Below are 21,541 nucleotides of genomic sequence, written 5' to 3'. Positions count from 1 at the left end.
ACAGATGGTTGCAATAATTGTGCAATGCAACGTGCCGGAATCATGCTGATCGAGATCAACCGCGCCCGCGATACGGCGGAACGCCCTGGTCGGGCAGCCACAACGCCGCCGGCGGCGCGCCGGTCTGCCAGAACACGTCGATCGGGATGCCGCCGCGCGGATACCAATAGCCGCCGATGCGCAGCCATCGCGGCTTCATCTCCGCCGCCAGCCGCTCGCCGATGCCGACGGTGCAATCCTCATGGAAGGCGGCGTGGTTGCGGAACGAGGCGAGGAACAGCTTGAGCGATTTCGATTCGACGATCGTCTCGCCGGGCAGATAGTCGATCACCAGATGCGCGAAATCCGGCTGCCCCGTCACCGGGCAGAGCGAGGTGAATTCCGGCGCCGCGAAGCGCACGGCGTAGAGCCGCCCCGGACGTGGATTGGGAACGTAGTCGAGTACCGCTTCCTCCGGGGAAGCGGGAAGCGTGCTGGCCTTGCCGAGATGCAGTGTCATGGGCCGCGAAATAGTGGCTGATCGCGCGTGATGCTACTCCCGCAGGTGACGGGGAATGGTGGTTTGCGGTTGGGCAACTTTGAGCCACGTTTCCCGGTTTGCCGTCAGTCAGCTTTCCGCATTAGACTGCGCCCAAGGAAACCGAGGGGCGCTTCATGATCTTGCTACTGGTGATGGCAGCGGCAAGCTACCTGACCCCATCACAAGCAATTGCTCAAGCGGACACGCTGGATGGGAAGCGCGTGCGGATCGGTGGCGTTGTCGATCTGGGCACGAACTCTCGTTGCCTTTGGGATTCAATGAGCGATTATCGAAAGCGGGGGAAGCGATGGGATCACGTCATCACACTTTCAGAAGGAGCGAATATCTGGAAACGAAGGGACCGCCTCAACCATCGCTTCGTAATTGTTGAAGGGACGTTGAAACGGCGCTTCAACGAACCAGACGTGATTGATCTCTGGCAATGTAACGATGCCGGGATTGATCAGGACAGCATCACAACCCCAAATTAGGTTATGCCGCGTTAGGGCAAGCCACGCCGGGCTATGAACGACGAGCTATGTGGCGAAACCAGCCATCCCCCGTCGCCGCACAACCTCGACCTGCGCCCCGTGTCCACCCAATCCTTTCGACAAACCCGCCCCGCGCGCTAAGGAACCGCGCATGGACTCGCTCGTCTCCACCCAATGGCTCGCCGACGCGCTCGGCGCTTCCGATCTGCGCATCGCGGATTGCTCATGGTTCCTGCCCGGCGACAGGCGGGACGCGGCGGCGGAATATCGCGCGGCGCATATCCCCGGCGCGGTGTTCCTCGACCTCGCGGAGATCGCCGACGCCGATCACCCCGCGCCGATGATGCTGCCGCCGGTGGAGAAATTCGCCAGCCGCATGGCCGCGCTCGGCCTCGGCGACGGGACGCGGATCGTGCTCTACGACGATTCGCCCCACCACACCGCCGCGCGCGCGTGGATGATGCTGCGCAGCTTCGGCGTGCCGGACGTCGCGATCCTCGACGGCGCCCTCGCCAAATGGCGCGCCGAGGGCCGCCCGCTCTCCGCCGAGGCGGTGACGCCCCGTTCCCGCCACATGACGCCACGCGCGCGCGGCGTCGGCGTGCGCGATATCGAGGGGATGCGCGCCAACCTCGCCAGCCATGCCGAGCAGGTGGTCGACGCCCGCTCCCCCGCCCGCTTCGCCGGCGAGGAGCCGGAGCCGCGCCCCGGCGTCGTGCCCGGCCATATCCCCGGCACGGTCAACATCCCCTACGGCCGTTTCTTCGCGCCCGACGGCACGTGGCTGCCGCGCGAGGCGCTTGCCGCCGTGTTCGCGGATCACGGCATCGACCTCGACCGTCCGGTGACGGCGACGTGCGGCTCGGGCGTCACCGCCTCGATCGTCGCCTTCGCCGCGCACCTGCTGGGCCATGACGCCGCCGTCTATGACGGGAGCTGGGCCGAATGGGGCGCCACGCCGGACACCCCCAAGGAAACCGGCCGGTGAGCGGCGGCCGCGACGATATCGCCGACGCCACCCGCGTCGTCTCGGCCGGGCGGCGCAAGGAGTGGACGGCGGGCGTGGTCAACACGCCGGTATGGCGGGCCTCGACCATCCTCTACGACGACGTGGCGGACCTGCGCGCGAGCGCCGGACGCGACACGCATCACCGCCTGTTCTACGGCCGGCGCGGCACGCCCACGCAATGGAGCCTCGCCGATGCGCTGACCGAGCTGGAGCCGGGGGCGGAGGCGACCTTCCTCTATCCTTCCGGCGTCGCGGCGATCGCGGCCGCGCTGCTCAGCGTGCTGTCGCCGGGGGACGAGCTGCTGGTGCCGGATTCGGCCTATGACCCGACGCGCTCGCTGGCGAACGGGCTGTTGAAGCGGATGGGGATCGCGACGCGCTTCTATGATCCGCTGGCCGGGGCGGGCATCGCCGACCTGATCGGGGAGCGGACGAAGGCGATCTTCATGGAAAGCCCCGGCAGCCTCACCTTCGAGGTGCAGGACGTGCCCGCGATCGTCGCGGCGGCGAAGGCGCGCGGGGTGACAACCTTGCTCGACAACACCTGGGCCACGCCGCTCAACTTCCGCGCGATCGAACGCGGGGTGGACTACACCATCCTCGCCTGCACCAAATATGTCGTCGGCCATTCGGACGTGATGCTGGGTTCGGTGACGGCGGCGGCGGGCCGGTTCGCCCGGCTGCGCGACACCAGCTTCCAGTTGGGGCAGGTCGCCAGCCCCGACGATTCGTGGCTCGGCAGCCGGGGCCTGAGGACGATGAAGCTGCGGCTCGAACGGCACGAACGAAGCGCGCTCGCCATCGCCCGCTGGCTGGAGACGCGGCCGGAGGTGGCGCGGGTGCTGCATCCCGCGCTGTCCTCCTGCCCCGGCCACGAACTGTTCGCGCGCGATTTCACCGGCGCGAGCGGCCTGTTCTCCTTCGCCCTCAAGGGCGGCGGCGAGAAGGAACGCGCCGCCCTGATCGACGGCCTCGCCCATTTCGGGATCGGCTATTCCTGGGGCGGCTTCGAAAGCCTCGCCCTCCCGGTCGATCCCGCGAAATACCGCACCGTGACCACGCCCGATTTCGCCGGGCCGTTGGTGCGGCTCCAGATCGGGCTTGAGGATGTGGACGACCTGATCGCCGATCTCGCCCGCGGGCTGGATCGGTTCCGGGCGGCGCTGGGCTAGCGCCGCCTTACTTTGGCGTCGCGGCGCGCGCGTCCTGTCCGTCGCCCTCCGGCGCCGCCACGATGTCGCGGGTCGTCTGGCCCTTGTCGACCACGTTGGTCTTGGGATCGCCGACCGACGAGCGAATGCCCGGATCGGCGGTGCCGCCGGTCTGGTTGATCGTCGCCGCCTCGACGGCGTTGCGCGGCGCGGTGCCGAACAGCGCCTCCAGCGTCTGCGCCTGGGTAGTGCTGTTGGCCTGCACGCGCGCCGCGCCCGGCGTCGGCGGCACGAGCGCGAAATCGGGCGGTATCACCAGCGAGGGCTGGCGCGCGACCGCGAACTCATCGGGCCGCGCCCGATCGTAGCCGCGCTTGCCGCAGCCCGCGAGCAGGGCGAGCGCGGCGATGCCCACTCCGGCGACGACGATCTTACGCATTATCAATTCTCCACAGGCTTGCCGGGCTTGTCGCGCATCAGGAGCGCCCGCGCCAGCAGGATCAGCACACCAATCGTAATCGCCGCATCGGCGACATTGAATACCAAAAACGGCCGCCATTCACCGAAATGCAGGTCCGCGAAATCGACCACATAGCCGAGCCGCACGCGATCGACGATATTGCCGATCGCGCCGCCCAGCACGAGGCCGAGCGCGACCTGATCGGCGCGGCTCTTCTCACGCCACATCCAGACGAGCACGCCCGCCGCGATCGCGCCGGTCAGCGCCACCAGCGCCCAGCGGCCCATCTCGCTCTCCGCGCGCAACATGCCGAGGCTGACGCCGATATTCTGCACGAAGCGCAGGTCGAAGATCGGCAATATCTCCCGCACCGCGCCGAGATAGTCGATGCCGAGCGGCCCGGTGACCAGCCACTTCACCAGTTGATCGACGACGAAAAGCACCGCCGCCGCGATCAGCCCGACGCGGGGAAGGCCTCGCGTCACGCCACCACCTCCCCCACTACCTCGGCGCAGCGGCCGCACAGACCGTCGTCCTCAGCCACTTCGGGGAGCAGGCGCCAGCAGCGGCCGCATTTATGGTAATCGGTGCGCGTCACCGTCACCTCATCGCCCGGCGTCACCTTCGCCACGATGAACGCCTCCGCCAGCGCATCGGCGACGAGCGGCATGTCGGGCACCGTCACCTCCGCCTCCAGGCTGGAGCGCACGATCTTCTCGCGGCGCAGCGGCTCGATCCCTTCGGTGACGCGCTCGCGCAGCGCGCGGACGGCGAGCCAGCGCTGGCTCACATCTTCACCCACTTGCGGCGGCAATTCCGGCCAGTCGAGGAAATGCACGGACCCCTCCTCGCTCGGGAAGCGCGTCTGCCACACTTCCTCCGCCGTGAAGGTCAGCACCGGCGCGGCCCAGCGGACAAGCGCGTGGAACAGCACGTCCAGCATCGTGCGATAGGCGCGCCGCTTCGTATCCGTCGGTGCGTCGCAATAGAGCGAATCCTTGCGGATATCGAAGAAGAAGGCCGACAGATCCTCGTTGGCGAAGTCGCTCAACAGCCGGACGTAGCCGTTGAAGTTGAAATCGTGGATCGCCTGTCGAAACTGCCCGTCCAGCGCGTGAACGAGGTGGAGCATATAGCGCTCCAGCTCCGGCCATTCGGAAACCGGTAGGCGCTCCGCCTCCTCGAACCCGTCGAGCGCGCCGAGCAGATAGCGGAAGGTGTTGCGCAGCTTGCGATACTGGTCCGCCACGCCGGCGAGGATCTCCTTGCCGATGCGATGATCCTCGGTGAAGTCCACCGAGAGCGCCCAGAGCCGCAGGATATCCGCGCCATATTCCTTCATCAGATCGAGCGGATTGACCGTGTTGCCGAGCGACTTGGACATCTTCATGCCCTTGGCGTCCATCGTGAAGCCGTGGGTCAGCACCGCGTCATAAGGTGCGCGGCCGCGCGTGCCGCAGCTTTCCAGCAGCGAGGACTGGAACCAGCCACGATGCTGGTCCGAGCCCTCGAGATACAGGTCCGCCGGCCAGCGCAGTTCGGGCCAGCGCCCGCTCTCCAGCACGAAGGCATGGGTGCAGCCCGAATCGAACCATACGTCGAGGATGTCGGCGACGCGCTCGTAATCGGCCACGTCATGATCCGGGCCGAGCAGCGCGGGTGCCGCCTCGTCGCTCCACGCATCGACGCCCTCGCGGCGGAAGGCCTCCACGATCCGCGCGTTGACCGCTGGGTCGCAGAGATATTGCCCGGTCTTGCGGTTCACGAACAGCGCGATCGGGACGCCCCACGCGCGCTGGCGCGAGATCACCCAGTCGGGACGCCCCTCGACCATCGCGCCGATACGGTTTCGGCCCTTTTCCGGCACGAAGCGCGTGGCGGCGATCGAGGCCAGCGCGGTTTCGCGCAACGTCTCACCGTCACCTTGCTCGGCGCGGATTTCCGCCTCGGTCGCGCAGAGCGCCATCTGGCGGTCGATCTTCTTGTCGACCGGGATGAACCATTGCGGCGTGCAACGGAAGATCACCTTCGCCTTGGAGCGCCACGAATGCGGATAGCTATGGACGAAATCGTCCGACGCGGCGAGCAGCCCGCCAGCTTCGCGCAGGTCCGTGCAAATCGGGCCGTCGCTGGCGGTGAACTTCTTGTTGATAACGCTCCCCTGCCCACCGAGCCACGCCCAGTCCTCGCGGTAGAAGCCGGCGGCGTCGACCGCGAACACAGGCTCGATGCCGTTCGCCTTGCAGAGGTTGAAATCGTCCTCGCCGTGGTCCGGCGCCATGTGGACGAGGCCGGTGCCCGCGTCGGTGGTGACGAAATCGCCCGCGAGGAACGGGCGCGGCTTGGCGAAGAAGCCGCCGAGATGGTGCATCGGGTGGCGCGCGACGGCTCCGGCGAGTTGGGAGCCAGTGATTTCCCCCAGCGCATATTCGGAAAGGTCGGTTTCCGTTCCGCCCGGCCCCTGATTGGCAATCGGCCCCAGCCCCGTGCGCTCGAAGAACGACTCCAGCAATTCGGTCGCCACCAAGAAGCGGCGGCCATCATGCGCGCGATAATGATGGTAGAGGATATCCTCCCCATAGGCCAACGCCTGATTGACCGGGATCGTCCACGGCGTCGTCGTCCAGATCACCGCGTGGGCACCGACCAGTTCCGGCGCGTTCGGTGCCTCGACGATCTCGAACGCCACGTCGATCTGGGTGGAGGTGATGTCCTCATATTCCACCTCGGCCTCGGCCAAAGCGGTCTTTTCCACCGGGGACCACATTACCGGCTTCGCGCCGCGATAGAGCTGGCCGGATTCGGCGAACTTCATCAACTCCGCGACGATCGTCGCCTCCGCCGCGAAGTCCATCGTGAGATAGGGCTTGTCCCAGTCGCCGTTGATGCCGAGCCGCTTCAACTGCTCGCGCTGCGTATCCACCCAATGCTGCGCATAGGCGCGGCATTCGGCGCGGAACTCGCGCGCAGGCACCTCGTCCTTGTTGCGCTTCTTCTTGCGATATTCCTCCTCGACCTTCCATTCGATCGGCAGGCCGTGGCAATCCCAGCCGGGCACGTAGGGCGCATCCTTGCCCAGCAGGGTCTGCGTGCGAACCACCATGTCCTTGAGGATGTGGTTGAGCGCGTGGCCGATGTGCATGTCGCCATTGGCATAGGGCGGCCCATCATGGAGGATGAACTTCTCGCGGCCCGCACGCTGCTCCCGCAGGCGCTGGTAGAGTCCCAGCTTCCGCCAGCGTTCGAGGATCGCCGGCTCCTTCTGCGGCAGCCCGGCTTTCATGGGAAAATCGGTCTTCGGAAGGAAGACGGTGTCGCGCCAGTCGCGCTTCGGGGTGTCGGGTGCGTCAGCCATGAGTGCGCGGGGCATTAGCGCGGGATTGCGGCGGCGTCATGTCCCATCGTCATCATGCGGCGAGGATCGCCCGCGCCCGGTCGCAATCCGCGTTCATCTGCGCGACCAGCGCCTCCAGCGTATCGAATTTCGCCTCGGGGCGGAGATAGTCGATCAGTTCCACCTCGATCCGCTGGCCATAGAGATCGCCGCGGAAATCGAAGAAATGCGGCTCCAGCAATTCCTTCGGCGGATTGAAGCTCGGCCGGATGCCGAGATTCGCCGCACCGCTCACCAGCCGCCCGTCGGGCAGCCGCCCGCGCACCGCATAGATGCCGTAGGCGGGGCGGAGGTAATTGCCCATGTCGATATTGGCGGTCGGAAAGCCGATCTCGCGCCCCAGCTTGTCGCCGTGCTGCACTGTCCCCTCGATCGCCCAAGGTCGCGTGAGCAGCCGCGCCGCCTCGCGCGGATTGCCCTCACGCAGCGCATCGCGGATGCGGCTGGAGGAAACCGGCGCGCCGTCCAGCAGCACCGCCCCCACAGTCGCGTCGGTGAAGCCGTAGCGTGCGCCGAACGCGGCCATCGCCACCGCATTCCCGCTCTTGTTGTGGCCGAAGGTGAAATCCTCACCGGTCACGACGCCGCCGATCTTGAGCAGGCCGACGAGCCGCTCACGAATGAACTCCTCCGCCTCCAGCGCCGCCAGTTCGCCATCGAAGCGGAAGACGATCATCCCGTCCGCGCCTGCCTCCGCGAACAGCCGCTCGCGCTGGTCGAGCGTGGTCAGGCGGAACGGCGCGGTATCCGGGTGGAAATGGCGGACGGGGTGCGGATCGAAGGTCGCGACCAGTGCCGGACGCCCCTCGGCGCGCGCCTGATCGACGGCGCGAGCGATCACCGCCTGGTGCCCCAGGTGGAAACCGTCGAAATTACCGAGCGCGACGATACCCCCAGCAAGGTGCGGCGGGATCGCCGAGCCGCCGTCCAGCCGCTCCATGCGAGCGCCCTTACGGGCCGTCCGCCCCGACCGCAATGCCTGCGTCAGTGCATCGGCCCGGCATCGGTCGCCGCGCTGATCGGCGTCACCGGGCGCGGCGAGAGCGTGCGCAGCAATGTCTCGAAGCGGTTACCATCGACGCGGATCTCGTTGAAGCTCGGCGGCGTCTTGCGCAGGCGGCGCGAGAGCGTCCCCGCCCCGATCAGCCGCACGCGCCAGCCGTCGCGGTCGAACGGAATATCGAACGGATCGTGGACATGGCCGGAAAGCACCGCATGCGCGCCCGCGTCGGCCAGCGCCGCGAGCGCCCGCGCGCCGCCCCGCGTGCGGCCCGATCCTGTGGTCGGCCCCTCGATCAGCGGATGATGGCCGACAACGAAGATCAGATTGCCCCTGGGAGCATCGGCGATCTGCCCCAGCGCGAGATCCAGCGCGTCGCGCCCCACCCGCCCCTTCGACCAGTTGAGGCGAAGCTGCGCGCGCGCGGTCGTCTTGAGCGGGATGATCGACACGCCGGCAAGCTCCAGCGGGCGCTCGATCAGCTTCTCGGCCGCGCCATAGCGGCGATAGGGCATGAACAGCCGGCGCACCGGGTCCCAGTAATAGGGCAGGTCGTGGTTCCCCACCTCCAGCGTCACCGGCACGTCGAGCGAGCGCAGCCAGCGCCCGCCGGCATCGAATTCCGAAGGACGCGCGCGCATGGTCAGGTCGCCGGTCATGATGACGGCATCCGGCTTCTCATCCGCCACCCGCTCGGCGAACCACGCGAGCGCCTCGGGGTCTTCCGCCCCGAAGTGAACGTCGCTGACGTGGAACAGCTTCGTCGTCACGCCACTTCCTCTGTTGCGCCGCAGGGGAAACCACTTAGAGCCGTATCGCACGATAGCAAGAATGGAGAGGCCGTGAGCGAGATCGCGACGATGCTGGCCGAATCGATCGAGCGGCTGCTCGACGCGCGGCTGGACGAGCGGACGATGCGCGCCGCCCGCGCCGGGGAATGGCCGGACGAATTATGGCACGCGCTGGAGGAACAGGGCGTGCCGCTAGCGCTTGTGCCGGAGGAAGTCGGCGGTTTCGGCCTCGATCCGCATGACGCGCTGGAGCTGATCCGGCTGTTCGGCCGCCATGCCGTGCCGCTGCCGCTGGGCGAGACGATGCTCGCCAACGCCACGCTTGCCGAGGCCGGGTTGCCGCTCGCCGACGGGCCGGCGGCGCTGGTGCCGATCGATGGTGCGAAGCGGGTCGCCTGGGGACGCCACTGTCGCACGTTCGTCGTGGAGACGCCTGACGGCATCGTGCGAGTCGACGGCGGCGCGACGATCGAGCGCGAGGGCGCCGATCTCGCCGGCCTGCCGCGTGACGCGATGCACTTCCCACAGCCCGACGACGCCATTCCGGTCGCCGGCCGGCTGGTCGAGCGCGGCGCGCTGGTCCGCGTGCTGCAATGCGCCGGGGCGCTGGAACGCGTGCTGGAACTGACCGTCACGCACGTTTCCGAGCGCGTCCAGTTCGGCCGTCCACTGGCGAAGTTCCAGGCGGTCCAGCAGGAGCTGGCGAAGCTCGCCGGGGAAGTCGCGGCGGCTTCGGCGGCGGCGGACCTCGCGGCGGAAACCTTCCTCGCCGATCCCGCCGACGCCGGCTTCGCGATCGCCGTCGCGCGCGTGCGGATCGGCGAGGCGGTCGGCCGGGCGAACGGCATCGCGCACCAGCTCCACGGCGCGATCGGCTTCACGGCGGAGCATCGCCTGCACCTGTTCACGACCAGCCTGTGGGCATGGCGTGATGAGTTCGGCGGCGCGACGCACTGGGCGACATTGCTCGGCAACCGCGCCTTCGCCGCCGGGAAACAAGGCTATTGGCCGATGGTGACGGCGGCGTGACCGGTTTCCGCTTCCCCTCGCCGCCGCCCTCCCCCGCCGCCGAGGCTTTGCGCGAGGAGGTCCGCGCCTTCCTCGCCGTGGAATTGGCGAAACGTTCCCCGCTGTCGCGCGCGGAGAGCTGGAATGGCTTCGACCGGGATTTCAGCCGCGCGATGGCCGCGAAGGGTTGGCTCGGCATGACCTGGCCGAAGCGCTACGGCGGGCATGAGCGCAGCGCGTTCGAGCGCTATGTCGTGGTCGAGGAAGCGCTGGCCGCCGGCGCGCCGGTCGCGGCGCACTGGATCGCGGACCGGCAGAGCGGGCCGAACCTGCTGAAATTCGGCACGGAGGAGCAGAAGGCTACGATCCTCCCGAAGATCGTCGCGGGCGAGGCGGTGTTCTGCATCGGGATGAGCGAGCCGGATTCCGGCTCCGACCTCGCCGCGACGCGCACCCGCGCGACGCCGGTCGATGGCGGCTGGCGTGTGACAGGCACGAAATTGTGGACCACCGGCGCGCACCACGCCGATTACATGATCCTGTTCTGCCGCACGAGCGGCACCGCCGCCGACCGGCAGGCCGGCACCAGCCAGTTGCTGGTCGATCTCCACGCCACCAAGGGCATGACGATCCGCCCGATCATCGACCTCGCCGGCCAGCATCATTTCAACGAGGTGCATTTCGAGGACGCCTTCCTCCCGTCTTCCGCGCTGATCGGCACGGAGGGCAACGGGTGGAATCAGGTGATGAGCGAACTCGCCTTCGAACGCAGCGGGCCGGAGCGATTCCTGTCCTCGATGCAATTGCTGCTGGAGCTGATCGCGGTTCTGGGCGACGCGCCGGGCGATGCCGCGCGGCTGGCGCTGGGGCGGCTGACCGCGCATCTCATCGTGCTGCGGCGGCTGTCGCGCGGGGTGGCGGCGCTACTGGAGGCGGGCGAGAATCCCGCCGTCCACGCCGCGATCGTCAAGGATCTCGGCGCGACCTTCGAGCAGGACATGCCGGAAATCGCCCGTGCGCTGGTCGATGCCGAGCCGGACCGCGCCTCCACCAGCGATTTCGTCGCGGTGCTGGCGCACACGATGCTGAACGCGCCGAGCTTCTCGCTGCGCGGCGGCACGCGGGAGATATTGCGCGGCATCATCGCGCGCGGGCTGGGGGTGCGATAGCCCGCACCCCCAGCGCCCGGCGGGTCAGGAAATATGCACCGTCTTGGTGATCATATGCGCCTCGATCCCCTCCGGCCCGTCCTCCGAGCCGAAGCCCGAATCCTTGACCCCACCGAACGGCGCGTCGGGCCATGAGGCACGGACGTTGTTGATGCACACCATCCCTGATTCGATCGCATCGCCGAGCACCGCCTGCCGCCGTCCGTTCTCCGTGAAGCAATAGGAAGCAAGGCCATAGGGGAGTCGGTTAGCCTGCTCGATCGCCTCCTCCAACGTACCGAAGCGGCGCATCAGCGCAAGCGGACCAAACGGTTCCTCGTTCATCACCTTCGCCTCCAGCGGCACGTCGGCCAGCACGGTCGGGCGATAGAAGAAGCCGTCGCCGTCCCCGCGCTCGCCGCCGGCCAGCACCCTGGCGCCGACCTCGCGCGCATTGGCGATCATCTCGTCGAGCGCGGACGGGCGGCGCGGGTTGGCGAGCGGCCCCATCCTCGTCCCGGCCGCGCTGCCGTCGCCCACCACCAGATTGCGCGTCCGCTCCGCAAAGCCGGCGGCGAAGCGATCGTAGATGCCGTCCTGCACGTAGAAGCGCGTCGGCGAGACGCACACTTGCCCCGCATTGCGGAACTTGTGCGCGACCATCATGTCCAGCGTCTTCTCCAGATCGCAATCGTCGAACACCAGCACGGGCGCGTGACCGCCAAGCTCCATCGTCATCTTCATCACGCTATCGGCCGCGAGCCGCATCAGATGCTTGCCGACCGGCACCGATCCGGTGAAGCTCAGCTTGCGCGTCACCGGCGAGGCGAGCAGCGTGCGCGACACCTCATCCGGCACGCCGAACACGATCTGCGCCACATCGCCCGGCAAGCCCGCGTCCTGGAAGCATTGCAGGATCGCGGTGGCGCTGGCCGGCGTCTCCTCACTCGGCTTCAGGATCACCGGGCAGCCGGAGGCGATCGCGGGCGAGAGCTTGCGCACCACGTTGAGCAGCGGGAAATTCCACGCGCAGAAGGCAGCGACAGGGCCGACCGGCTGCTTCAGCACGAGGCTGCGCGTGCCGGTCGGGCGCGGCAACACGCGGCCATAGATGCGCACCGCCTCCCCGGCATGGAAATCGAGGATCGCCGCCGCGCCGAGCGTCTCGCCGCGCGCTTCCGCCAGCGGCTTGCCCTGTTCCTCGGTCGCGATCGCGGCGAGTTGGTCGACACGCTCGCGAATCAGCGCGGCGGTGCGCGCGAGAACGGCGCCGCGCTGCTCGCCCGGCGTTTCGCGCCATGCGCGGAAACCGCGTTGGGCCGCCGCCAGCGCCTCCTCCAGATCGGCCGCCGAGGCGTGGGGAACGGTGCCGATCGCCGCGCCCGTCGCCGGGTTCAGCACCTCCTGCTCCGCCCGACCGCCGCCGGTGCGCCATTCGCCGGCGATATAGAGGGCGCGTGCGGGGCGATCGTTCTGGCTCATGTTCCTCACCTTGCTGGAAGCTGGTTCGATGGCGCAGATGCGATCCCGTCACCCGCCTGTCCACCCCCGCGCCGAAAAAGACCGGGCGGTTGGCGCGCCACGCCCACGCTGCTAGGCGGCGCGCGAGACGATTCACCTTGCCCGAGGAAGCAGCATGATCCCGCGTTATTCCCGCCCGGCGATGACCGACATCTGGTCCGCCGAGACGCGCTACCGCATCTGGTTCGAGATCGAGGCGCACGCCACCGATGCGCTCGCCGATCTGGGCGTGGTGCCGAAGGAGGCAGCGGCGGCGCTGTGGCGCTGGTGGGATACGAAGCCGTCGATCGACGTGCCCGCGATCGACGCGATCGAGGCGGTGACCAAGCATGACGTGATCGCCTTCCTCACCTGGGTCGCCGAGCATGTCGGCGACGAGGCGCGCTTCATGCACCAGGGCATGACCAGTTCGGACGTGCTGGACACCTGCCTCGCGGTGCAATTGACGCGCGCGGCGGATATCCTGCTCGCCGATCTCGACGCGTTGCTCGCCGTGCTCAAGCGCCGCGCCTATGAGCATAAGCTCACCCCGACGATCGGGCGCAGCCACGGCATCCACGCCGAGCCGGTGACGTTCGGCCTGAAGCTCGCCGAGGCTTATGCCGAGTTCAGCCGCAATCGCGAGCGCCTCGCCTTCGCGCGCCGCGACATCGCGACCTGCGCGATTTCCGGCGCGGTCGGCACTTTCGCCAATATCGAGCCGGCGGTGGAGGCACATGTCGCGGCAAAGCTCGGCCTGTCGGTCGAGCCGGTCTCGACGCAGGTGATCCCGCGCGATCGCCACGCGATGTTCTTCGCGACGCTCGGCGTGATAGCCTCGTCGATCGAGCGGCTCGCGGTGGAGATCCGCCACCTCCAGCGCACCGAGGTGCTGGAGGCGGAGGAATATTTCTCCCCCGGCCAGAAAGGCTCGTCGGCGATGCCGCACAAGCGCAACCCGGTGCTGACCGAGAATCTCACTGGCCTCGCCCGCATGGTGCGCGGCTATGTCACCCCGGCGCTGGAGAATGTCGCATTATGGCATGAGCGCGACATCAGCCATTCGTCGGTCGAACGCTATATCGGCCCGGACGCGACGATCACGCTCGATTTCGCGCTCGCGCGGCTGACCGGCGTGATCGACAAGCTGCTCGTCTATCCGGAGCGGATGCAGAAGAATCTCGACCGGATGGGCGGCCTCGTCCATTCGCAGCGCGTACTGCTGGCGCTGACGCAGGCCGGGGTCAGCCGCGAGGACGCTTATCGTCTTGTGCAGCGCAACGCGATGAAGGTGTGGGAGTCGGACGGTACGCTTTCGCTGGAAGAGCTACTCAAGGCCGACTCGGAAGTTATCGCCGCGCTGTCTCCGGCAGAAATCGAGGATCGTTTCGACCTCGGCTATCATCTGAAGCACGTCGACACGATCTTCGCGCGGGTGTTCGGCGACGCCTGATTGCGTTTTGTGCAAGTGCGAATGCATTGTCATATTGTTGCAATGCGGCGAAACAAAATACACATGAGCCCGCGCCGGACCTTCCCGGCGAGGAGACCATACTCATGCGCATGTTCGAAACCGCTGCCAGCTTCGCGCTGGTGATCGCGGTTCAGGCGCTGGTGGTCGGCGTGGTCTCGACCGCGTTCTGACGCATCCGCCGCCGCCCCTTCACGTAAGGGGCGGACTGGCGGGCGCGGCGACAAAGCCGCTTTTCATTCCATCCGCGCAACTGTATTGTCACCCCAATACACCAGCGGAGGGAGAGCGATGATGCACGGGATCATCTGGACGGCTGCATTCGCCGTCACCTGTCAGGTCACGCCGGCGTTGGCGCGTGTGGAGCAGGCCCCGGATCTTGCGGCGGCGGTTGCGAAACCCGGCCGCACGGCGGAGTCCATCGCACTCGACGAGAGCCGCAAGCCGGCCGAGACGCTCGCCTTCCTCGGCCTCAGGCGCGGGATGCAGGCCGCCGACATCATGACCGGCTCCGGCTATTGGGCGGAGATCATGGCCAATGCCGTCGGGCCAAAAGGCAGAGTTGCCGCGTTCGAGCCGAGCCAATTCTATTCCACGCCCGAGGAGGAAAAGAAGTGGCAGGCGCTGGTCGCGCGCCGGCCGGACATCCGCTTCGTGCGCTATCCGTTCGAGGCGTTCAGCGCCGCGCCCAACCAGTTCGATTTCACGATCATCAACCTGAGCTACCACGACCTCTACTGGCAGTCGGACAAATACCACATCCCTCGCACCGATCCGGCCGCGTTCGTGAAGGCGCTCTACGCCGCCACCAGGCCGGGCGGGATCGTCGGCATCGTCGATCATGCCGGCCCATCGGGCGACACGCGCGCGGTGGTCGACAAGCTCCATCGCATCGATCCGGCGACGGTGAAGGCCGATTTCACCTCCGCGGGCTTCATGCTGGAGGCGGAAAGCCCATTGCTCGCCAATCCGGCGGACGATCACACGAAGAACGTGTTCGACCCCGCCATTCGCGGCAAGACCGACCGCTTCATCTTCCGCTTCCGCAAGCCGCGCTAGATGCGGAAAGCGCTCAGCAGCGTCTCGTAGCTCTCCAGCGCCGGAGCGCCGGGCACGGTGCGGCCGGCGCGGAGCAGGAAGGCGTGGCGAACGATCTCCGCCTGCTGCTCGATGCCGTAGCGCTTGAGCGGCCAGCCGGGGACGAAGCTGTAATGATAGCGGCAGAACGGATGGCGCGCGATCGGCAGGAACACGCCGCGCTGATGCTGCCAGACATGGCACATCTCATGGATGAACAGGCCTTGCAGGTCGAGCGGCGCGCAGGCGAAATCGTCGCGATAGCTCGCCCCGCGCGGATGGAAATGGATCGTGCCGCGCGGTGCCATCACGACGTTAGCGGGCTGGAAGAAGGCCCAGCGCCGTCGCGCGATGCGCACCGCGCCATAGTCGATCGTCTCGCCAAACATCGCGCCAGCCAGCGCGATCTCGCCCGGCGTCAGGCAGCGCTCGCTCACCCGTCGCCGCTCATCCCTTGGGCGCGGGATCGCCCGCGCCGACGACATCGGCCTGCTGCTGGATGCGCAGGCCGTCCGAGAAGGTCAGGGTGATGGCGATCTGCCCGCCGGGCTTCACGCTGGGGTCCATGTCGAACAGCATCACATGCTTGCCCCCCGGCGCGAACGCCACCGTCTTGAGCGCCGGGACGCTGACCTGCTGCACCGCGTCCATCGTCATCGCGCCGTTCGGGCCGCCCGTTTTCATCTCATGCATCTCGGTGCGCACCGCGACGTCGGCGGAAACATTGATGAGCGTCGCATTGGCCGGGCCGCCATGGATCGTGAAATAGGCCGCCGCCGGCCGCCCCGGCACCGCCGCCAGCCGTACCCAGACGTTGCTCACCGACAGTTGCTTTTCCTGCGCGCACCCACCGAGCGCGGCGGCGGCGAGGACGAAAGTGGCGAACATGCGCAAGGCGGGTTTCTCCCGTAACGAAACAGCAAATGAAACCTAGTCGTCTCACCTTCTTGCGGCAAGGCGCGCGACACCTATATCCGCCCGGTCAACACCGTTGCGCGTCGCCGCTTCACGGGACGCGGGCGTAGTTAAATGTAGGGGCTAGAAGAGCACTCATGGCAAAAGTTATCGGTATCGACCTCGGCACCACCAATTCGTGCGTTTCGGTCATGGAGGGCGGCAAGCCCAAGGTGATCGAGAATGCCGAAGGCGCCCGCACCACTCCTTCGATCGTCGCCTTCGCCAAGGACGGCGAGCGGCTGATCGGCCAGCCGGCGAAGCGCCAGGCCGTCACCAACCCGGACAACACGATCTTCGCGGTGAAGCGCCTGATCGGCCGCCGCTACGACGACCCAGTGACGAAGAAGGACACCGAACTGGTTCCGTACAAGATCGCGCGCGGGCCGAACGGCGACGCGTGGGTCGAGGCCGGCGGCAAGGATTACAGCCCGTCGCAGATTTCCGCCTTCATCCTCCAGAAGATGAAGGAAACCGCCGAATCGTATCTCGGCGAAACCGTGACGCAGGCCGTCATCACCGTTCCCGCCTACTTCAACGACGCCCAGCGTCAGGCCACCAAGGACGCTGGCCAGATCGCGGGCCTCGAGGTGCTGCGCATCATCAACGAGCCGACCGCGGCCGCGCTGGCCTATGGCCTGGAGAAGCAGGACGGCAAGACGATCGCGGTCTATGACCTCGGCGGCGGCACGTTCGACATCTCGATCCTCGAGATCGGCGACGGCGTGTTCGAGGTGAAGTCGACCAACGGCGACACCTTCCTCGGCGGCGAGGATTTCGACGCCAAGGTCGTCGAATATCTCGCCGAAGGCTTCAAGAAGGACGAGGGTATCGACCTCACCAAGGACAAGCTGGCGCTCCAGCGGCTGAAGGAAGCCGCCGAAAAGGCGAAGATCGAGCTGTCCTCGGCGCAGACCACCGAGGTCAACCTGCCCTTCATCACCGCCGACCAGAACGGGCCGAAGCATCTCGTCAAGACGATCACCCGCGCCGATCTGGAGCGGCTGGTCGAACCGCTGATCGATCGCACGCTGGAGCCGTGCCGCAAGGCGCTGGCGGACGCGGGCGTCAAGGCCAGCGATATCGCCGAGGTCGTGCTCGTCGGCGGTCAGACCCGCATGCCCAAGGTCCGCGAGGTGGTGAAGAGCTTCTTCGGGAAGGAGCCGCACACCGGCGTCAACCCGGACGAGGTGGTCGCGATGGGCGCCGCCATCCAGGCCGGCGTGCTGCAGGGCGACGTGAAGGACGTGCTGCTGCTCGACGTGACCCCGCTGTCGCTGGGCATCGAAACGCTGGGCGGTGTCTTCACCCGCATGATCGACCGCAACACCACGATCCCGACCAAGAAGTCGCAGACCTATTCCACCGCTGACGACAATCAGCAGGCGGTGACGATCCGCGTCTTCCAGGGCGAGCGCGAGATGGCGGCGGACAACAAGCTGCTCGGCCAGTTCGATCTGGTCGGCATCCCCCCCGCCCCGCGCGGCGTGCCGCAGATCGAGGTGACGTTCGACATCGACGCCAACGGCATCGTCAACGTCTCCGCGAAGGACAAGGGCACCGGCAAGGAGCAGCAGATCCGCATCCAGGCCTCGGGCGGCCTCAGCGACGCCGACATCGACCAGATGGTGCGCGACGCGGAGCAGTTCGCGGAGGAGGACAAGAAGCGCAAGGCGGCGGCCGAGGCGAAGAACAACGCCGAAAGCCTGATCCACACCACCGAGCGCCAGCTTGCCGACAATGGCGACAAGGTCGACGAGAGCCTGAAGGGCGAGATCCAGTCGGCGATCGACGCGGCCAAGGCGGCCGTCGAGGGCGGCGACGCGGATGCGATGAACGAGAAGAGCCAGGCGCTCGCGCAGGTCGCGATGAAGCTCGGCCAGGCGATCTACGAGAAGCAGCAGCAGGCGGAAGCTTCCCCCGCCGCCGGTGCGGCTGCTGGCTCGGAAGCCGGCGGTGACGATGTTGTCGACGCCGAATTCTCGGAAGTGGACGACAACAAGGCGTGAACGAGATGATCCGCGATCGCCGTCACCGGGCGGCGGTCGCGGAGCATCCGGCGGGGGCCGTGAATGACTGAAGTAGATTATTACGAGCTTCTGGAAGTAGAGCGCGGGGCCGACGCCACCACGATCAAATCGGCTTATCGCAAGCTCGCGATGAAATACCACCCGGACAAGAACGGCGGGTGCAAGGAAAACGAGGCGAAGTTCAAGGCGGTCAACGAGGCTTATGACTGCCTGAAAGACCCGCAGAAGCGCGCGGCCTATGATCGCTTCGGCCATGCCGCCTTCCAGAACGGCGGCGGCGGCGGGGCGCATGATTTCGCCGGCTTCTCCGACATTTTCGAGAGCGTGTTCGGCGAGTTCATGGGCGGCGGCCGTGGCGGCCGCGCGCAGCCCAGGCGCGGCGCCGACCTGCGTTACGACATGGAGATCTCGCTGGAGGAAGCCTTTCACGGCAAGACCGCCGAGATCACCATCGACGTCACCGCCACCTGCGAGACCTGCCACGGCAGCGGTGCGCGCCCCGGGACCCACGCCCACACCTGCTCCACCTGCGCCGGTCACGGCAAGGTGCGTGCGCAACAGGGCTTCTTCGTGGTCGAGCGCGCCTGCCCGGTATGTGGCGGCTCCGGGCAGGTGATCGACGACCCCTGCCGCGATTGTCGCGGCGACGGGCGGGTCGAGCGCACGAGGACGCTCAGCGTAAACATCCCCGCCGGCGTCGACGAGGGTACGCGCGTGCGCATGTCGGGCGAAGGCGAAGCCGGCCCGCGCGGCGCGCCGCCGGGCGATCTCTACATCTTCCTCCATGTGAAGCGGCACGCGATCTTCGAGCGCGAGGGCACCACCCTGTTCGCGCGCGCGCCGATCAGCTTCACCACCGCCGCGCTGGGCGGCACGCTCTCCATCCCTGGCCTCGACGGGCGAACGCACGAGCTGAAAATCCCCGCCGGCATCCAGTCCGGCAAGCAATTGCGCCAGCGCGGCGCGGGGATGCCGGTGCTGCAGGGGCGCGGTCACGGCGATCTCGTCATCCAGATCGACGTGGAGACGCCCACGCGCCTCTCCACGCGCCAGCGCGAGTTGCTGGAGATGTTCCGCGAGACGGAGACGGGCGAGGAATGCCCCGAAGCGCAGGGGTTCTTCGCCCGGCTCAAGAATGCTTTTGCGGGGGATTGATCAAACGGAGAGGTGGATCATGCGTATCCTGTTACCAGCCGCCATTGCGATAGCCGCCATTGCCGCCCCGGGCGCCGCGCGCGACCGTAACGAAGTTCCCGCCGCCACGCCGGACGGCAAGCCGCAGAGCTGCGTACCGATCACCCAGCTCCGCGAGAGTCTGGTGCGCAACGATCGCGTGATCGACTTCCATATCTCCGGCGACCGTTACTATCGCGTCACGCTGCCACAATCCTGTCCGAGCCTGGGCTTTGAGCGGCGCTTTGCCTATTCGACCTCGCTCAGCCAATTGTGCTCGACCGATATCATCACGGTGCTCTACCAAAGCCCGCCGATGCGCGGCGCGAGCTGCGGGCTGGGTGAATTTCAGCCGGTGAAGATCGCAAAGAGATAAGCCTCTGGCATTCGCACGCGCCGGCTGCTAGGCGCGCCGGACCACGCACTCGTAGCTCAGCTGGATAGAGCGCTGCCCTCCGAAGGCAGAGGTCACAGGTTCGAATCCTGTCGGGTGCGCCATTTTTCTAATAAATTCAGTACCTTATTCTAGGCTAAGTAAGCCTTGAAATTTCTCCGTTGATGCTCGCGGAAGCACTGCGTCCTATTTCACAGGCGGTCGACGATAGATTTAGGGCGCTTTCTGGAGATCTAAGAGACGAGTAAACGTCCTTCCTGAAGGAAACATGATGCACTGCATCGCATAAACCAGATTGAGCGTTGCCTTTGTGGGCAGCAGTGCCTTTTCCGACCGCCCGACGCGGTTGGCCATTAGCGGCCTGCCGGCTTTTTGCTGAAGATTGCAGAACCTGACGACCTTAGCGACGCGAAACGAGATAGCAGGAAAACCGGTTTGAGATCTCCAAAGTAAGCGATCAACCGGTAAGCTTTGGCGTCCGTACCAGATGCAATATAGTTTTGGTTCGCGGCAATCGCGCGCTAGGTAAAACTATGGGGGCAAGGGAGGACACTCGGGCACTGAACAACCTGACGGTACAAACCGTCGGCGGCCTTCTTGGTCTCAGACTGCCCACCAAAGGTATGGCACGCTGCCCCTTGCCGACTCATGACGACGCGACGCCGTCATTCGAAGTCCGCCCGGGCGGGCGTCGCTGGATCTGCTATGGCTGCAACGAGAAAGGCGGTGCCATTGATCTTGTCATGGCTGTCCGCGGCCTCCTGTTTCCCACGGCGAAGCGATGGCTTGCCGAAGCAAGCGGCCTGCTCGGTCGGAACGAACGCCAAGGCGTTTGGCCAGAGCATCAATGCCGCGATCCAGAAGGCACCGCGCGTCAACCTTTCTCCACAAAGCTCCCTAGCTTGCCTCAGTCCGCCGCGCCACGACCACTCCCGCGGCCGTCGTCGTTTTCCTCGCCCGTTGCGCCAAACGAAGCGCCCGAAACCCAAGCCGATCATGAACTCTACGCTGCGCTGCTTGCTCGCGCCCCGCTCTTATCGGCCGGCAGAAACTATCTGCATGGCCGCAGTCTTTTGGACCCAGTGATCGCGCGCTTTGCCGTGGGCCAGATGCCCGGCGCCGCGGCGACGACCGAGCTTATCGGCCATTTCGGTTTCGCGCGGGTTGAGGCGGGCGGGCTACTTGTCCGGTCATCGACGCAAGATCGATACCGACCGATCTTTCCCGCAGATGCGCCGCTCTTTCCCTATCTGGAGGCGGGTCAGATCGCTTACCTCCAAGCACGCATCATTACAGGCGAAGTGAAGGGCAGCCGCTGGCGCAATCTGAACCATCGCAGACGGCGCCTTTACAATACCGATATACTCGCAGCGCCCAGAATAAAACGCGTAGCGATCTGCGAAGGCGCGATCGACGTGCTTTCGGCTGCGCAACTCGGGTGCGATGCGATCGGCCTGATCGGGGTCAGCGCCCGGCTCACCGATATCGAGATGATGGCTCTGCGCGGGAGGCAGGTTAATCTACTGCTTGACTGGGACGAAGCTGGCGACAAGCGCGCCGTGACATTGCGCAAGGAACTTGCCCGCTTCGGCGTCGCAGTAACCCGCAGAACCGCCCCCAGAAGCGGCGCGAAAGACGTCAATGATTATCTCCGGGAGGGGAATATCAGCCTATGAATGTCTATGATCGGCTGCTTCTGCCCGAAAATCTCAATTATGCCTGGATTAAAGCTAAAAACCTCTATCGCAGCGTCGATGGCTATATCGACACCGCAGAGCTTGCTGCGTTCGAACTCGATCTCGAGCGGTGCCTGCTTGAAATCCGCCGCCAGTTCGAACGCGGGAGCTACCGGCTGAAGAAATTACGACCGCTTCCCCGGCCGAAGAAGCTTTACGAAGAGCAACCCGTCAACCGCCAATATTATCATGTCGCGGTCGAGGATCAGGTCGCATAGATTGCGCTCGTTAATG

General features: G+C 66.5%; 21 protein-coding genes and 1 tRNA gene. 13 read left to right on the top strand and 9 right to left on the bottom strand.

Annotation, left to right across the window (positions count from 1 at the left end; genetic code table 11):
* Positions 1-55: 55 nt before the first annotated feature.
* Entirely contained in the window at positions 56-499 is a 444-nt protein-coding gene (queF, locus tag F9288_RS15125) for a preQ(1) synthase (RefSeq protein ID WP_174837546.1), read from the bottom strand.
* A 155-nt stretch (positions 500-654) separates the two neighbouring features.
* Here queF and F9288_RS15120 point away from each other — a divergent pair, with 155 nt between their 5' ends.
* The 3 genes from F9288_RS15120 to metC all read left to right on the top strand — a co-directional run bounded on the left by F9288_RS15120 (position 655) and on the right by metC (position 3,192).
* Entirely contained in the window at positions 655-1,011 is a 357-nt protein-coding gene (locus F9288_RS15120) for a hypothetical protein (RefSeq protein WP_174837545.1), read from the top strand.
* A 151-nt stretch (positions 1,012-1,162) separates the two neighbouring features.
* Positions 1,163-1,999: a sulfurtransferase gene (locus F9288_RS15115; RefSeq protein WP_174837544.1), complete on the top strand. Its 837-nt coding sequence runs from the start codon at positions 1,163-1,165 to the stop codon at positions 1,997-1,999.
* Positions 1,996-3,192, top strand: coding sequence for a cystathionine beta-lyase (gene metC, locus F9288_RS15110; RefSeq protein WP_254620904.1), 1,197 nt, complete (start codon positions 1,996-1,998; stop codon positions 3,190-3,192). The genes F9288_RS15115 and metC overlap by 4 nt, the downstream gene beginning before the upstream one ends.
* A gap of 7 nt (positions 3,193-3,199) precedes the next feature.
* Here metC and F9288_RS15105 read toward each other — a convergent pair whose 3' ends face one another.
* From F9288_RS15105 to F9288_RS15085, 5 genes are read right to left on the bottom strand one after another with little or no spacing between them, the layout of a single operon-like run.
* Positions 3,200-3,610: a DUF3035 domain-containing protein gene (locus F9288_RS15105; protein WP_174837542.1), complete on the bottom strand. Its 411-nt coding sequence runs from the start codon at positions 3,608-3,610 to the stop codon at positions 3,200-3,202.
* A gap of 2 nt (positions 3,611-3,612) precedes the next feature.
* Positions 3,613-4,116 (bottom strand): signal peptidase II, encoded by a 504-nt coding sequence (gene lspA, locus F9288_RS15100; RefSeq protein ID WP_174837541.1) that lies wholly within the window; start codon positions 4,114-4,116, stop codon positions 3,613-3,615.
* Positions 4,113-6,986, bottom strand: a complete 2,874-nt coding sequence (ileS, locus tag F9288_RS15095; RefSeq protein WP_174837540.1) for an isoleucine--tRNA ligase — start codon at positions 6,984-6,986, stop codon at positions 4,113-4,115. Before ileS ends, lspA begins: the two co-directional genes overlap by 4 nt.
* A 52-nt stretch (positions 6,987-7,038) precedes the next feature.
* Positions 7,039-7,965, bottom strand: a complete 927-nt coding sequence (locus tag F9288_RS15090) for a bifunctional riboflavin kinase/FAD synthetase (protein ID WP_174837539.1) — start codon at positions 7,963-7,965, stop codon at positions 7,039-7,041.
* Between the two features lie 44 nt (positions 7,966-8,009).
* Positions 8,010-8,795 (bottom strand): metallophosphoesterase, encoded by a 786-nt coding sequence (locus tag F9288_RS15085; RefSeq protein ID WP_254620903.1) that lies wholly within the window; start codon positions 8,793-8,795, stop codon positions 8,010-8,012.
* A gap of 72 nt (positions 8,796-8,867) precedes the next feature.
* On the opposite strand from F9288_RS15085, the gene F9288_RS15080 reads away from it, so the two are divergent.
* Positions 8,868-9,845, top strand: a complete 978-nt coding sequence (locus tag F9288_RS15080; protein ID WP_174837538.1) for an acyl-CoA dehydrogenase family protein — start codon at positions 8,868-8,870, stop codon at positions 9,843-9,845.
* Positions 9,821-10,993, top strand: a complete 1,173-nt coding sequence (locus F9288_RS15075; RefSeq protein WP_254620902.1) for an acyl-CoA dehydrogenase family protein — start codon at positions 9,821-9,823, stop codon at positions 10,991-10,993. The genes F9288_RS15080 and F9288_RS15075 overlap by 25 nt, the downstream gene beginning before the upstream one ends.
* A 24-nt stretch (positions 10,994-11,017) precedes the next feature.
* Here the strand turns inward: F9288_RS15075 and F9288_RS15070 are convergent, their stop codons facing one another.
* Positions 11,018-12,454, bottom strand: a complete 1,437-nt coding sequence (locus F9288_RS15070) for an NAD-dependent succinate-semialdehyde dehydrogenase (protein ID WP_174837537.1) — start codon at positions 12,452-12,454, stop codon at positions 11,018-11,020.
* 154 nt (positions 12,455-12,608) lie between these two features.
* Here F9288_RS15070 and purB point away from each other — a divergent pair, with 154 nt between their 5' ends.
* Together purB and F9288_RS15060 are read left to right on the top strand one after the other, a co-directional pair.
* Positions 12,609-13,925, top strand: coding sequence for an adenylosuccinate lyase (gene purB / locus F9288_RS15065; protein ID WP_174837536.1), 1,317 nt, complete (start codon positions 12,609-12,611; stop codon positions 13,923-13,925).
* Positions 13,926-14,234: 309 nt separating this feature from the next.
* A complete protein-coding gene (locus F9288_RS15060; RefSeq protein WP_254620901.1) occupies positions 14,235-15,002 on the top strand; it encodes a class I SAM-dependent methyltransferase in 768 nt (255 codons plus the stop codon).
* Here F9288_RS15060 and F9288_RS15055 read toward each other — a convergent pair.
* Together F9288_RS15055 and F9288_RS15050 are read right to left on the bottom strand one after the other, a co-directional pair.
* Positions 14,999-15,505, bottom strand: coding sequence for a vgr related protein (locus F9288_RS15055; protein WP_174837535.1), 507 nt, complete (start codon positions 15,503-15,505; stop codon positions 14,999-15,001). The two genes, F9288_RS15060 and F9288_RS15055, sit on opposite strands and share 4 nt — an antisense overlap.
* Positions 15,468-15,908, bottom strand: a complete 441-nt coding sequence (locus tag F9288_RS15050) for a copper chaperone PCu(A)C (RefSeq protein WP_174837534.1) — start codon at positions 15,906-15,908, stop codon at positions 15,468-15,470. The genes F9288_RS15055 and F9288_RS15050 overlap by 38 nt, the downstream gene beginning before the upstream one ends.
* Positions 15,909-16,072: 164 nt before the next feature.
* Between F9288_RS15050 and dnaK the strand changes: the two genes are divergently transcribed.
* From dnaK to F9288_RS15020, 6 genes are all read left to right on the top strand, one after another.
* Positions 16,073-17,983, top strand: coding sequence for a molecular chaperone DnaK (gene dnaK / locus F9288_RS15045; RefSeq protein ID WP_174837533.1), 1,911 nt, complete (start codon positions 16,073-16,075; stop codon positions 17,981-17,983).
* Positions 17,984-18,046: 63 nt separating this feature from the next.
* A complete protein-coding gene (dnaJ, locus tag F9288_RS15040; protein ID WP_174837532.1) occupies positions 18,047-19,159 on the top strand; it encodes a molecular chaperone DnaJ in 1,113 nt (370 codons plus the stop codon).
* Between the two features lie 19 nt (positions 19,160-19,178).
* Complete coding sequence (locus F9288_RS15035; protein WP_174837531.1) at positions 19,179-19,553, top strand: hypothetical protein; 375 nt, start codon at positions 19,179-19,181, stop codon at positions 19,551-19,553.
* A 45-nt stretch (positions 19,554-19,598) separates the two neighbouring features.
* Positions 19,599-19,675, top strand: a tRNA-Arg gene (locus F9288_RS15030).
* Between the two features lie 429 nt (positions 19,676-20,104).
* A complete protein-coding gene (locus tag F9288_RS15025) occupies positions 20,105-21,247 on the top strand; it encodes a toprim domain-containing protein (protein WP_368076237.1) in 1,143 nt (380 codons plus the stop codon).
* The gene (locus F9288_RS15020) at positions 21,244-21,525 is read left to right on the top strand and encodes a hypothetical protein (RefSeq protein WP_174837529.1); all 282 of its coding nucleotides are present in this window, start codon (positions 21,244-21,246) and stop codon (positions 21,523-21,525) included. Before F9288_RS15025 ends, F9288_RS15020 begins: the two co-directional genes overlap by 4 nt.
* The last annotated feature ends 16 nt before the right edge of the window (positions 21,526-21,541 follow it).

The organism is Sphingomonas sp. CL5.1, from assembly GCF_013344685.1.
Taxonomy (GTDB): domain Bacteria; phylum Pseudomonadota; class Alphaproteobacteria; order Sphingomonadales; family Sphingomonadaceae; genus Sphingomonas.
This window is presented reverse-complemented; position numbering and strand designations above follow the sequence as displayed.

What these genes read in the sequence shown, in the direction of transcription:
- queF (WP_174837546.1), bottom strand. Translation starts at nt 499, where the DNA reads ATGACACTGCATCTCGGCAAGGCCAGCACGCTTCCCGCTTCCCCGGAG.
- F9288_RS15120 (WP_174837545.1), top strand. Translation starts at nt 655, where the DNA reads ATGATCTTGCTACTGGTGATGGCAGCGGCAAGCTACCTGACCCCATCA.
- F9288_RS15115 (WP_174837544.1), top strand. Translation starts at nt 1,163, where the DNA reads ATGGACTCGCTCGTCTCCACCCAATGGCTCGCCGACGCGCTCGGCGCT.
- F9288_RS15105 (WP_174837542.1), bottom strand. Translation starts at nt 3,610, where the DNA reads ATGCGTAAGATCGTCGTCGCCGGAGTGGGCATCGCCGCGCTCGCCCTG.
- ileS (WP_174837540.1), bottom strand. Translation starts at nt 6,986, where the DNA reads ATGGCTGACGCACCCGACACCCCGAAGCGCGACTGGCGCGACACCGTC.
- F9288_RS15090 (WP_174837539.1), bottom strand. Translation starts at nt 7,965, where the DNA reads ATGGAGCGGCTGGACGGCGGCTCGGCGATCCCGCCGCACCTTGCTGGG.
- F9288_RS15070 (WP_174837537.1), bottom strand. Translation starts at nt 12,454, where the DNA reads ATGAGCCAGAACGATCGCCCCGCACGCGCCCTCTATATCGCCGGCGAA.
- purB (WP_174837536.1), top strand. Translation starts at nt 12,609, where the DNA reads ATGATCCCGCGTTATTCCCGCCCGGCGATGACCGACATCTGGTCCGCC.
- F9288_RS15060 (WP_254620901.1), top strand. Translation starts at nt 14,235, where the DNA reads ATGATGCACGGGATCATCTGGACGGCTGCATTCGCCGTCACCTGTCAG.
- F9288_RS15055 (WP_174837535.1), bottom strand. Translation starts at nt 15,505, where the DNA reads ATGTCGTCGGCGCGGGCGATCCCGCGCCCAAGGGATGAGCGGCGACGG.
- F9288_RS15050 (WP_174837534.1), bottom strand. Translation starts at nt 15,908, where the DNA reads ATGTTCGCCACTTTCGTCCTCGCCGCCGCCGCGCTCGGTGGGTGCGCG.
- dnaK (WP_174837533.1), top strand. Translation starts at nt 16,073, where the DNA reads ATGGCAAAAGTTATCGGTATCGACCTCGGCACCACCAATTCGTGCGTT.
- dnaJ (WP_174837532.1), top strand. Translation starts at nt 18,047, where the DNA reads ATGACTGAAGTAGATTATTACGAGCTTCTGGAAGTAGAGCGCGGGGCC.
- F9288_RS15035 (WP_174837531.1), top strand. Translation starts at nt 19,179, where the DNA reads ATGCGTATCCTGTTACCAGCCGCCATTGCGATAGCCGCCATTGCCGCC.
- F9288_RS15025 (WP_368076237.1), top strand. Translation starts at nt 20,105, where the DNA reads ATGGGGGCAAGGGAGGACACTCGGGCACTGAACAACCTGACGGTACAA.
- F9288_RS15020 (WP_174837529.1), top strand. Translation starts at nt 21,244, where the DNA reads ATGAATGTCTATGATCGGCTGCTTCTGCCCGAAAATCTCAATTATGCC.